The organism is Enterococcus sp. AMC1086, from assembly GCF_058216575.1.
The window spans coordinates 2173429-2186456 of sequence record NZ_CM177100.1 but is presented as its reverse complement, the minus strand read 5'-3'; the positions used below and the strand labels follow the sequence as shown (position 1 = coordinate 2186456).

Annotated in this window: 8 protein-coding genes, 1 riboswitch and 1 other annotated feature (1 of these 10 running past the window's edge); of the genes, 6 read left to right on the top strand and 2 right to left on the bottom strand. The window is 38.0% G+C overall.

The window, feature by feature from the left end:
- Positions 1–38 precede the first annotated feature (38 nt).
- From AC4BC4_RS10290 to lpdA, 6 genes are all read left to right on the top strand, one after another.
- A complete protein-coding gene (locus AC4BC4_RS10290; protein ID WP_438756699.1) occupies positions 39–431 on the top strand; it encodes a DUF1398 domain-containing protein in 393 nt (130 codons plus the stop codon).
- 71 nt (positions 432–502) lie between these two features.
- Positions 503–671: riboswitch (M-box (ykoK) riboswitch) on the top strand.
- A gap of 802 nt (positions 672–1473) precedes the next feature.
- Positions 1474–4110, top strand: a complete 2637-nt coding sequence (gene mgtA / locus AC4BC4_RS10285; protein WP_438756698.1) for a magnesium-translocating P-type ATPase — start codon at positions 1474–1476, stop codon at positions 4108–4110.
- 557 nt (positions 4111–4667) lie between these two features.
- Complete coding sequence (gene pdhA / locus AC4BC4_RS10280; RefSeq protein ID WP_438756697.1) at positions 4668–5783, top strand: pyruvate dehydrogenase (acetyl-transferring) E1 component subunit alpha; 1116 nt, start codon at positions 4668–4670, stop codon at positions 5781–5783.
- A gap of 2 nt (positions 5784–5785) precedes the next feature.
- Positions 5786–6763 (top strand): alpha-ketoacid dehydrogenase subunit beta, encoded by a 978-nt coding sequence (locus tag AC4BC4_RS10275; protein WP_438756696.1) that lies wholly within the window; start codon positions 5786–5788, stop codon positions 6761–6763.
- A gap of 135 nt (positions 6764–6898) precedes the next feature.
- Positions 6899–8542, top strand: coding sequence for a dihydrolipoyllysine-residue acetyltransferase (locus tag AC4BC4_RS10270; RefSeq protein ID WP_438756695.1), 1644 nt, complete (start codon positions 6899–6901; stop codon positions 8540–8542).
- 7 nt (positions 8543–8549) lie between these two features.
- Entirely contained in the window at positions 8550–9956 is a 1407-nt protein-coding gene (lpdA, locus tag AC4BC4_RS10265; protein ID WP_438756694.1) for a dihydrolipoyl dehydrogenase, read from the top strand.
- Between the two features lie 138 nt (positions 9957–10094).
- Here lpdA and AC4BC4_RS10260 read toward each other — a convergent pair whose 3' ends face one another.
- Both AC4BC4_RS10260 and tyrS read right to left on the bottom strand, forming a co-directional pair.
- On the bottom strand, positions 10095–11399 hold the full coding sequence (locus AC4BC4_RS10260; protein WP_438755906.1) for an ISL3 family transposase: 1305 nt from the start codon (positions 11397–11399) through the stop codon (positions 10095–10097).
- Between the two features lie 251 nt (positions 11400–11650).
- Positions 11651–12919 carry a tyrosine--tRNA ligase gene (tyrS, locus tag AC4BC4_RS10255; protein WP_490475630.1) on the bottom strand — a complete coding sequence of 423 codons (1269 nt, stop codon included), beginning with the start codon at positions 12917–12919 and terminating at the stop codon, positions 11651–11653.
- A 51-nt stretch (positions 12920–12970) separates the two neighbouring features.
- Positions 12971–13028, bottom strand: a binding site (T-box leader) (it continues 145 nt past the right edge of the window).

The window sequence follows — 13028 nt, the reverse complement described above, 5'->3', positions numbered from 1 at the left end:
TAGCTCTTTTTTTATACTATCTAATAGGAGTGAATCTGATGAGCCTTGATTTAAAAGCAATCGAAGAAGTCGTCAATAAAGAAAAAAATGCAGGTGGATTTTCTGAGTTGATCCGTGATTTTAAAAAGATCGGTGTTGAAAAATATGATTATTTAGTAGAAGCAGGTATGTATCGCTACTATGATGAGGCATCATACATTGAAATCCAACTGAATGGTAAACCTAAAAAAGTGGCGGCAACTGAGTCTTCTACAGAAATAAAAAGAGCCGTTTTAAAAGCACAAGCAGGTGACATTACATTTGAAAAATTTACAGAACTTGCTGGAGTTGCAGGCGTAGCGTATTGGCGGACAGATTTACTTGCAATGAAAGTGGATTACTTTGGTCAAAGTGGAGAAATTTTGTTAAGTGAACCAATTCCAGAAGTTTAAATTTAAATGGAGAATTATGTTTTCTTTTGACAATTTTTGATATATGAACTATTATGAATACGGATTAAGAACTGAATAATTGTTAGGTGAGGCTCCTATTTTGACATATGCTACTGCCGCGAAAGAATCGAGAGACTCTTAGTTGGTTGAACAGGAATGATCGTGAAGGTCATTCATAATGTAGCTGATAAGAAATTATCTACGCTTTATAGTGCTAAAGCTCAACGATAGAGAAGCTTTATTTAAGTTGCTATTTCACGCACACTCTATTGTTGAGTGTGCGTTTTTGTTTTGCTGTGAATCACAGCGACTGGCTCCGCCAGAGCTGATGATGAACAGTACTTGGCGACCAAAGGGAGCGAAGTTCCGCAAAAAGAACCAAACAGCTAAAAGAAAAATCAGAATCAGCTAGCCAAAGCCTTAAGACTTGAAGGACCAACAGGCTTTGCCAAAGCTGATGGTAAACAGTACTTGGCGACCAAAGGGAGCGAAGTTCCGCAAAAAAAAGACAAACAGCTAAAAGAAAAACAAAAATCAGCTAGCCAAAGCCTTAAGACTTGAAGGACCAACAGGCTTTGCCAAAGCTGATGATGAACAGTACTTGGCGACCAAAGGGAGCGAAGTTCCGCAAAAAAAAAGACAAACAGCTAAAAGAAAAACAAAAATCAGCTAGCCAAAGCCTTAAGACTTGAAGGACCAACAGGCTTTGCCAGAGCTGATGATGAACAGTACTTGGCGACCAAAGGGAGCGAAGTTCCGCAAAAAGAAACAAACAGCCAAAAGAAAAATCAGAATCAGCTAGCCAAAGCCCTAAGATCAGAAGGACCAATTGGATCTGCCAGAGCTGATGTTAAAAAGTATAAGGAGCAGTACTCAATATAACAAAATCCACACCTAGCAAAAAATTTCATCGTTCCAAAATAAACAAAAGAGAGGAAGAGACTCATGGAAGACCCCAGTCAGTCGAGAAATAAACGAAATGTAGCCTTTATCTTAGAAACGATGGAATCGAAATGATTTTTTCCTGCCCCTTCTAAATAAGATGAAGCAAAAGGAGGAAAAGAAAATGATGAACAAAAAAATAGCAGATGCCAAGAAATTAACAAAAGACCAAGAATTAAGAAAATTAGCACTACTTTCTGAACGAGAATTGATGATGGAGCTTCGTACCTCAGAAAAGGGCTTATCTGAAGAAGATGCCAAGAATCGTTTAGAAGAATATGGACCAAATGAGGTATCCGCACAAAAACCGACGCCCGCAATTATTATGTTTTTAGAAGCCTTTAAAGATCCGTTTGTTTATGTATTAGCATTATTGATGGTCGTATCAGCTGCAACAAAAGATTTTGAAGCAGCAATTGTTATGGGAACTATGATTTTAGCTAGTGTTATTATTGCATTTATTCAAGAATATCGTTCTCAAAAAGCAAGTTTGAATCTAAAAGAACTAATCGAAAATACAACAGCTGTGACACGTGCCGGGCAAACCAAAGAGATTCCGATGGATGAAGTGGTGCCAGGAGACATCGTAACACTTGCAACAGGGGATATGATCCCAGCAGATGCTGTGTTGATCTGGACAAAGGATTTATTTATCAATCAATCATCGTTGACTGGAGAATCAATGCCTGTAGAAAAATTTGTGGATGCAGGCATCGATAAAAATTCAGATTCTATCTCTGCTTTAGATATGCAAGACTTGATTTTTATGGGAACTGACGTATTAAGTGGACAAGGTAAAGCGATTATTTTAAAGACTGGGCAAAATACGTTCTTCGGTGATATTGCCAAAAATGCGACAACGCAACGTGGAAAAACTTCTTTTGATATTGGTTTGACTAAAGTTAGCAAATTTTTATTAAGAATGGTTATGATCTTGTTTCCTATCGTATTTTTGATTAATGGTCTTACTAAAGGAGAATGGGGCGAGGCATTTTTCTTTGCGATTGCTGTGGCAGTTGGTTTGACGCCTGAGATGTTGCCGATGATCGTAACAAGCAATTTAGCAAAAGGTGCGTTGAGTCTATCTAAACATAAAGTGATTGTGAAAGAATTACCCTCTATTCAAAATTTAGGTAGTATGGATGTTCTTTGTACGGATAAAACGGGAACGATCACAGAAGACAGAGTCGTCTTGGTGCAACACCTAGATCCCTTAGGCGAAATCAATGACCAAGTATTAGATATGGCTTTTTTGAATTCTCATTACCAAACAGGCTGGAAGAACTTAATGGATATCGCTGTAATCAACTTTTATGAAGAAAATAATAATCAAAGCCCATATAGCTCAGTCACAAAATTGGATGAAATTCCGTTTGACTTTTCTCGCCGTCGTTTAACGGTAGTCGTTAATGCTGATGGTCATCAATTTATGATCACAAAAGGTGCTGTTGAAGAGATGGAGGCTGTCTGCACACACGCAGAAATCAATGGCGAAATCGTCCCTCTAACACCAGCATTACAAAAAAGAATGCGTGAAGTCAATATTCGCATGAATGAACAAGGGATGCGTGCATTAGCTGTAGCTGTAAAAAAAGATGTTCATAGTGAAGCTATCTATAGTGTGGAAGATGAACAAGGAATGACCTTGATCGGTTTTATGGGCTTTTTAGATCCAGCTAAAAAATCAGCGATCACTGCTATTAAGTCTTTGCATCAGCATGGCGTAAACGTAAAAGTTTTAACAGGAGACAATGATATTGTCGCTAAAAAAGTCTGTAGTGATGTAGGAATAGAAGTGTCACATGTTGTACTTGGATCGGACATTGATAATATGTCGGATGAACAAATGAAAGAAGAAGTAGAAAAAACTAATTTATTTGCTAAGTTGAATCCGATGCAAAAATCACGAATTATTGAAACCTTACAAGATAATGGTCATACAGTTGGATTTATGGGAGATGGGATCAATGATGCGCCAGCGCTTCGTAAAGCGGATGTTGGAATATCTGTTGACACAGCAGCTGATATTACCAAAGATGCAAGTTCGATCATCTTATTAGAAAAAAGTCTCAATGTTTTAGAAGATGGTGTGATCGAAGGTCGAAAAGTGTTTAGTAATATGATGAAATATATTAAAATCACGATCAGTTCTAACTTTGGGAATGTTTTCTCAATATTACTTGCAAGTGCGTTTTTACCGTTTTTACCAATGCTTTCCATTCAATTATTGATTCAAAATCTAATCTATGATATCGCACAATTAGCGATTCCTTGGGACAATGTTGATGAAGAAGATTTATTAAAACCTGTACGTTGGGAAACCAATGGATTAATGAAATTTACCCTATGTATTGGGCCAGTAAGTAGTATTTTTGATATTATGACATATGCTGTGATGTGGTTTGTATTTAGTGCAAATACTGTTGGCAGTCAACATTTATTCCAAACAGGTTGGTTTGTTGTGGGCTTAGTCAGTCAAACATTAGTTGTTCAAATGGTTCGTACTCGAAAATTACCATTTATTCAAAGTATTGCCTCACCTGCTGTGATTCTGTCCAGCTTAGGTGCAGTTGCCTTAGGATTGTTGATTGTCTTGACACCAATTCGGGAGGTTTTCGACTTTGTGAAACTTCCAGCTAATTATTGGGGCTGGTTCATTTTGATCATTGTACTATATTTGATCACAGTAGAGGTTGCCAAACGACTTTATATCCATATCACTAAAGAGTGGATTTAATGTAGAAAATGTTCATACCTCATTTTAGTAAAAAATAAATAGGGTGAAATAATTATTTTTCAGGAATAAAAACTCGAAAGAAATAACGAAAAATTTCATTGTGTTTAAAGTTGTTATTCGTAAAGAGAAGAGAAAAATAGGTTTTTAGATATTAATATTCGTTTTTTGGGGAACAAAGACAAAATTAGAAGAATTTTGTCTTTGTTCTTTTTAGTATGCTTGAAAAAAACTACTCTGTTTTCAGCAAATAATTTCTAATTTAAAAATCTACTGTAACATAACAAGGATTACATCGACTATAACAGAGTAATGTCAAAAGATATGATTGGGAGAGCTTTTTATAAAACGGTTTCTTGTTTGTGATTTTAATCACTAACCTTTGGTACGATAGGTTTCAGGTATTTTAATCAAATTTGAAGAAATGCTCACTTTTTACTTGCTCTTTTACCTAATTAGTGATAATTTGTAAGTGTAGTCGATAAAAAGTAATACAGTTTTTGATGCTGTTTTATTTTTTACGAAAAAAAGAAACGTAACAGAGAGGATTGTGTGACAAAATGGCAAAGGCAAAGAAACAAAAACCTATTGACTTTAAAGCACTTATGGAAAAAGTCGACGCTGATTTCCCAACATTTCAAATTTTAGATAAAGATGGGAAAATCGTAAACAAAGACGCTGTACCAGATTTATCAGATGACGAATTAGTAGAATTAATGACTCGTATGGTTTGGTCACGTGTATTAGATCAACGCTCAACTGCTTTGAACCGTCAAGGTCGTCTAGGATTCTTCGCACCAACAGCTGGACAAGAAGCAAGCCAATTAGCAAGTCAATTTGCTATGGAAAAAGAAGATTACCTATTACCAGGTTATCGTGATGTACCTCAATTAGTTCAACACGGTTTACCATTGACAGAAGCATTTTTATGGTCTCGTGGCCATGTAGCAGGTAACCACTATGCACCAGAATTAAATGCTCTACCACCGCAAATCATCATTGGTGCGCAATACATCCAAGCAGCTGGTGTTGCTTTAGGAATGAAAAAACGCGGCAAGAAAAACGTTGTCTTCACTTATACAGGTGATGGCGGTTCTTCACAAGGTGATTTCTATGAAGCAATCAACTTTGCAGGAGCCTATCATGCAAACGGCGTGTTCATCATCCAAAACAATGGTTTTGCGATTTCAACACCTCGTGAAAAACAAACAGCTGCTAAAACATTAGCACAAAAAGCTGTAGCAGCAGGAATTCCAGGGATCGTCGTTGACGGTATGGATCCATTAGCAGTTTATGCAATTGCAAAAGAAGCGCGCGAATGGTCTGCAAATGGCAATGGCCCTGTATTGATCGAAACATTAACTTACCGTTATGGTCCACATACATTATCAGGTGATGATCCAACTCGTTACCGTTCAAAAGATATGGATGACGAATGGGTACAAAAAGATCCACTAATTCGTTTCCGTAAATATCTAGAAGACAAAGGGTTATGGTCTGAAGAAAAAGAAAACGAAGTAATCGAAAAAACTAAAGAAGAAATCAAAGTAGCAATTGCAGAAGCAGATAAAGTTCCAAAACAAAAAGTATCTGATTTCTTGAAAAATATGTTTGAAGTTCAACCTCAAAACATTAAAGAACAAATTGCATTCTACGAAGCGAAGGAGTCGAAATAATCATGGCACAAAAAACAATGATCCAAGCAATTACAGATGCCTTAGCTCTTGAAATAGAGAAAGACGAAAACGTCTTGGTCTTCGGTGAAGACGTTGGTAAAAATGGCGGAGTTTTCCGTGCAACTGAAGGCTTACAAGAAAAATTTGGCGAAGACCGTGTCTTCGATACTCCTTTAGCAGAATCTGGAATCGGTGGTTTGGCTTTTGGTTTAGCATTAGAAGGATACCGTCCAGTTCCTGAAATCCAATTCTTTGGATTCGTATTTGAAGTCTTTGATGAAATCGTCGGTCAAATGGCTCGTACTCGTTACCGTATGGGTGGAACACGTAATATGCCTATTACTGTTCGTGCGCCATTTGGTGGTGGTGTGCATACACCAGAACTTCACTCAGATAACTTAGAAGGATTGATTGCTCAATCTCCTGGTATCCGTGTAGTCATCCCATCAAATCCATATGATGCAAAAGGACTATTGATTTCTGCGATCAGAAGCAATGACCCAGTTGTTTATTTAGAACACATGAAACTATACCGCTCATTCCGTGAGGAAGTGCCGGATGAAGCATATGAAGTGCCTTTAGATAAAGCTGCTGTTACTCGCGAAGGTACTGATGTTTCTATCATTACTTACGGTGCAATGGTTCGTGAAGCAATCAAAGCTGCTGACAATTTAGCAAAAGACAATATTTCTGTTGAAATCATTGACTTACGTACTGTCGCTCCTTTAGATGTTGAAACAATCATTCAATCAGTTGAAAAAACGGGTCGCGTAGTCGTAGTTCAAGAAGCTCAAAAACAAGCTGGCGTTGGTGCTATGGTTGTTTCTGAAATTTCTGAACGTGCAGTATTATCATTAGAAGCGCCAATTGGCCGTGTATCTGCTCCAGATACAATCTTCCCATTTGGACAAGCAGAAAACATTTGGTTGCCAAATGCTAAAGATATCGAAGCGAAAGCAAGAGAAATCGCAGAATTTTAATTAAAACTGAATAAAATTGCTTTAAATAGCATGCCTGAATTTTCACGTGACATGTTTTCACGTGGAAATTTAGCGCTGTTGTTTCCGCATTTTTCCAGTTAGACAGATACGATAAAGGAAGGGAAGGCTTAAAAAATGGCTTATCAATTTAAATTACCAGATATTGGTGAAGGTATTGCAGAAGGCGAAATCGTAAAATGGTTCGTTAAAGCAGGAGATACCATCAATGAAGATGATACATTATTAGAAGTTCAAAACGATAAATCTGTAGAAGAGATTCCATCTCCAGTTACAGGAACAGTTAAATCTATCGTAGTACCAGAAGGCACAGTAGCAAATGTTGGAGATGTGTTGATCGAAATCGACGCACCTGGACATCCAGAAAATGATGCAGCACCGACAGCTGCTCCAGCTCAAGAACAAACGCCTGCACAACCAGCAGCGGTTCCAGAAGCACCTGCAGCAGACAGCAGTGGCGGCGTGTTCCAATTTAAATTACCAGATATTGGTGAAGGTATTGCAGAAGGCGAAATCGTAAAATGGTTCGTTAAAGCAGGAGATACCATCAATGAAGATGATACTTTATTGGAAGTACAGAATGACAAATCTGTCGAAGAAATCCCTTCACCAGTAACAGGAACAGTTAAAAATATTGTGGTTCCAGAAGGCACAGTAGCAAACGTTGGGGATGTATTGATCGAAATCGATGCACCTGGACATAACTCTGCATCAAGTTCAGCACCAGCAGCAAGTGCGCCTGCTCAAACTGAACAAGCAGCACCAGCACAAGCTGCGTCAACAGGTGTCGTAGCAGCAGCTGATCCAAACAAACGTGTCTTGGCTATGCCATCAGTACGTCAATTTGCTCGTGAAAAAGACGTTGATATCACGCAAGTTGTACCAACTGGAAAAGGTGGACGTGTCACAAAAGCAGACATCGAAAGCTTTATCTCAGGTGGCGGACAAGTAGCGCCAGCACAAGCTGAACAAACTGCAGCAACACCACAAGCAACTGCTACAGCTGAAACAGCTGCACCAAAAGCTCCGGCTAAACCATTTGTTTCTGATCTAGGTGAAGCTGAAACTCGCGAAAAAATGACGCCAACTCGTAAAGCAATTGCTAAAGCGATGGTGAACAGTAAACATACTGCACCGCACGTTACATTGCATGACGAAGTGGAAGTATCTAAATTATGGGATCACCGTAAGAAATTTAAAGATGTTGCAGCAGCAAACGGTACTAAATTAACATTCTTACCATACGTTGTAAAAGCATTGACAGCAACAGTTCAAAAATTCCCAATCTTGAATGCATCAATTGACGATGCAGCACAAGAAATCGTTTATAAAAACTACTATAACATTGGTATCGCAACAGATACTGATCATGGATTATATGTACCAAACGTTAAAAATGCGAACACGAAGAGCATGTTTGCTATCGCTGATGAAATCAACGAAAAAGCAGCTCTTGCAATCGAAGGTAAATTAACAGGTGCGGATATGCGCGATGGCTCGATCACAATCAGTAATATCGGTTCAGTTGGCGGAGGCTGGTTCACACCAGTTATCAACTACCCGGAAGTTGCAATTTTAGGCGTAGGTACAATTGCTACTCAACCAGTTGTAAATGCAGACGGTGAAATCGTTGTTGGACGTGTTATGAAACTTTCAATGAGTTTTGACCACCGTATCGTTGATGGGGCAACTGCTCAAAAAGCAATGAACAACATCAAGCGTTTATTAGCTGATCCAGAATTATTATTAATGGAAGGATGATTATCACATGGTAGTAGGAGATTTCGCCATTGAATTAGATACAGTCGTAATTGGTTCAGGTCCTGGAGGATACGTTGCAGCGATTCGTGCTGCTGAAATGGGTCAAAAAGTTGCGATCATTGAACGTGAGTTTATCGGCGGTGTATGTTTGAACGTTGGATGTATTCCTTCTAAAGCATTGATCGCAGCTGGACATCACTATCAAGAATCACTAGATTCAACTATGTTTGGTGTAACAGCTAAAGGTGTTGAGCTAGACTTTACAAAAACACAAGAATGGAAAGACAACAAAGTTGTTAATACTTTGACAAGCGGTGTTGGTTTCCTTCTAAAAAAACATAAAATCGAAATTATTGAAGGAGAAGCTTTCTTCGTTGATGAAAACACATTACGCGTGATTCATCCGGATTCAGCTCAAACATACTCATTCAATAATGCAATCGTAGCAACAGGTTCTCGTCCAATCGAAATCCCAGGATTTAAATTTGCCGGACGTGTCTTAGATTCTACTGGCGGTTTGAGCTTGAAAGAAGTACCTAAGAAATTTGTTATTATCGGTGGCGGTGTTATCGGTGCGGAATTAGGTGGAGCATATGCGAATCTTGGTTCTGAAGTAACGATTTTAGAAGGTAGCCCTTCAATCTTACCAACGTATGAAAAAGACATGGTTAAACTAGTTACAGATGACTTCAAGAAGAAAAATGTAACAGTTGTAACAAAAGCAATGGCTAAAGAAGCAATCGACAATGGCGACAGCGTAACTGTAAAATATGAAGTAGACGGTAAAGAAGAATCTGTCACTGCTGACTATGTAATGGTAACAGTTGGACGTCGTCCAAACACAGATGATCTTGGTTTAGAACAAGCAGGTGTTGAAGTTGGCGAACGTGGTTTAGTTAAAGTGGACAAACAAGGTAGAACAAACGTATCAAATATCTTCGCTATTGGTGATATCGTACCTGGCGCTGCTCTTGCTCATAAAGCAAGCTACGAAGCGAAAATTGCGGCAGAAGCAATTTCTGGTAAAAAAGTAGAAGTTGACTACAAAGCAATGCCTGCTGTAGCCTTCACTGATCCAGAATTAGCAAGTGTTGGTATGACAATTGCTGAAGCCAAAGAAGCGGGATTAGAAGCAACTGCGTACAAATTCCCATTCGCTGGTAACGGTCGTGCTATTTCTTTAGGTAAAACTGAAGGATTTGTACGTTTGGTAACAACAAACGAAGACAATGTCATTATCGGAGCACAAATCGGCGGAGTTGGCGCAAGTGATATGATTTCTGAATTATCATTAGCAGTTGAATCTGGCATGAATGCTGAAGATATTGCATTAACGATCCATCCACACCCATCTTTAGGGGAAATTACTATGGATGCTTCTGAGTTGGCTTTAGGTTTGCCAATTCATATTTAAATAGCATATTTGTCACACAAAGAAAGACCGAGCTAGCCAAGCTCGGTCTTTTGTTTTTTGGGCTCTTTGTCAACTAATGTTGGTGAAGAAAATCCAAAGAATTAAATCAATTATTGTAAGGCCTAGAGGAAAATACCTCTAGGTTTTTCTATTTGGCTGAAAAAGAACGTTACCAAAGCATAAAGCAATTCTCAATTTAAAGTTATAAAAGTTACGAAACCCATACGCATTTCTCTTTAACACTTTGATATGGTTGTTCAAGCATTCCAATGGGCCATTGGAATAGGATAATTCTAGAGCATGCTTAATTTCATTTTGAACTTTCTTAAAGGTAGAAAAAACTGTTTGGTAATAGACGGGAAGTCCAGAACAATCTTGTTCTAATAGCGAGTGGAATCTTGTGTAGTCTCGTGTTTGTACCGCATAAAGAACGTTCTGATAACAGGTGTAACCAGATTTTAACTCCTCATCATATGCAAGGAGTCGATCAACGAGTTCTGTTTCTGTTAAATAGGTGCGGAAAGAAGGACGCCATTGGCGTTTTTCAAAATCGAGCTTCGATTGGTTCTTTTGAAGAAGTTTCCAGTACTTCTTCAAGTGTCGATATTTTTTTGCCTCTACAGTTCCTTTCTGGAGAAACAGATTCATTCGTTGAATGCGGTGTTTTAAAAAGGTTCGTCCAATGTGTTGGACAATGTGAAAGCGATCGAGAATAATCTGAGCCATAGGAAACAATTTTTTGACGAGAGAAAAATAAGGAGCGTACATATCACAAACGATATATTTTACACGTTCACGAACAGACAAAGAGAATCGTGAAAAATAACGTTGTAAAAAGGACAATTGACGGTTTTCAATGACATCAATTAACTGCTTTGTTTGACCATCCATCATGATAAAACTCATAGAAGCAGCGACCTGTTTAACCGATTTAAATTCATCAAAACAAAGGACTTCAGGCAAGGTCAGGCGATTGATTTTTTTCGGTTCATAAAATTGTTTCAAGACGCGATAGACAGAAGAAACAGAGACCTTCTTTTGACGCGCAATCTCACTCATAGACGTGACCTTTCTTAATCGATCGGCAATGGATAGCTTCACTTTCTTAGAAATCGAACACCCTTTTTGGATCAGACTTGTTTCAGCGACGAACGTTCTTTCACAGGAATAACAGAAGAAACGGCGTTTCTTCAAGCGTAAATACGTTTGATACTCAGACACATCGTTCATTAAAATAAGACAAGTCGTATAGCCCCAACGAATAATCTTTCCTTTTTCTTTCTCTCCACAATGAAGACAGGAGTGGGCTAAATAGTCTAATGTACCAGAAAATACCTGACAAATTCGTCCCTTAATGCGTTCTTTTTCTAAAGAATTTTCAGTAAAAGTAATGTTTAAGTCTAGAATATCTAAGGTATTTTTGATAAGATTGGTGTAAGACATCTTGATTTCCTCCTTTTAATTGGTTTTAGTCGACTTAATTCTAAAGGATATCGGGATGTCTTTTCTATTATTTTGCATTAAAAAAAGATGCCGGTGATTTCTCACCAACATCAGAAAGTATAGAGCCGTTTTTTGTTAAATAGAACGTATCTGGAACTATTTTTTATTTAATGGTTGGTGAATCATAATGACTATTTGCCTTATACTATTGATCGCATCTTCTTTGATTTGAAACGACAAAAATATTCCTATTATTTAGCAAGTATTTTCACTAAAGTGTATTGTTTTTTCCCTTTTCGAACAATAATAAATTTTCCATCAAAGCTATGATCTGCTGTAACGGTAAAGTCCAATTCTTTAATACGATCACCATTGATTGAAATTGCACCATTTGTGATATCTTCTCTAGCTTGGCGTTTAGAAGGTTCGATTCCAAGTTCAATCAACCAATCTACAAGATTTTGATCAAGCGATTCTGTTTCAATAGTAGGCATGTTTTTAAAACCTTCTTCAATTTGCTTGGAGGTTAGATTTTTTACGTTACCTGAAAATAATGCTTCTGAGATTGCTAGAGCATCATTTAAATCAGCTTCACTGTGAACAAACTTTGTCATTTCTGCTGCTAGTACGCGTTGTGCTTCACGTAAGTGTGGTTCCGTTTGGACTTTTACTTCTAGGGCATCAATTTCCTCTTTCGTTAAGAAGGTAAAGAATTTCAAGTATTTGATTACGTCGCGGTCGTCTTGGTTTACCCAGAATTGGTAGAATTCGTAAGGCGTTGTTTTTTCTGGATCAAGCCAAACTGCACCGCCAGCTGATTTACCAAATTTTGTTCCATCTGCTTTTAACATCAATGGAATTGTTAAACCAAAGGCTTTTGCATCCGCACCTTCTTTTTTACGAATCAAGTCTAAACCTGCTGTAATATTGCCCCATTGATCGGCGCCGCCAATTTGCATGCGGACATTATTATTTTGAAATAAGTGCAAAAAGTCCATTGATTGTAGGATTTGGTACGTGAATTCTGTAAAGGAAATTCCTGTTTCTAAACGGCTTGCTACGATATCTTTGGCAAGCATTGTGTTGATGTTGAAAAATTTACCATAATCTCTTAAGAAGTCTAAAAGAGTAAGATTGTGTGTCCAGTCATAGTTGTTTACTAATGTTAATGTATTGTCAGTATCTACAGCAAATAATTTTTCCATCTGTCTTGTTAAAGAGTCAACGTTATGTTGGATGGTGTCCATTGTCTGTAATTGACGTTCTGTTGTTCGTCCACTTGGATCACCGATTGTTCCGGTTGCGCCACCGATTAAAATAACAGGATGGTGTCCGAATGCTTGGAATCTTTTTAGCATCATAAATGGAATCAAATGCCCGATATGCATACTGTCTCCTGTAGGATCCACACCGCAATATAGTGAAATGCTCTCGGTCTCAACGTATTTTCGTAAACCTTCGCTATCTGTTTGTTGGTTGATGGCGTCACGCCATTCTAATTCATCAATAATGTTTTTCATTTCGCCTATTCCTCTCCTAAATAAAATAAAAAACGCCCCATAGGTTTTAGCCTATGGGACGAACTTCGCCGTGTTACCACCCAAATTGTACATGAAAAGATCATATACC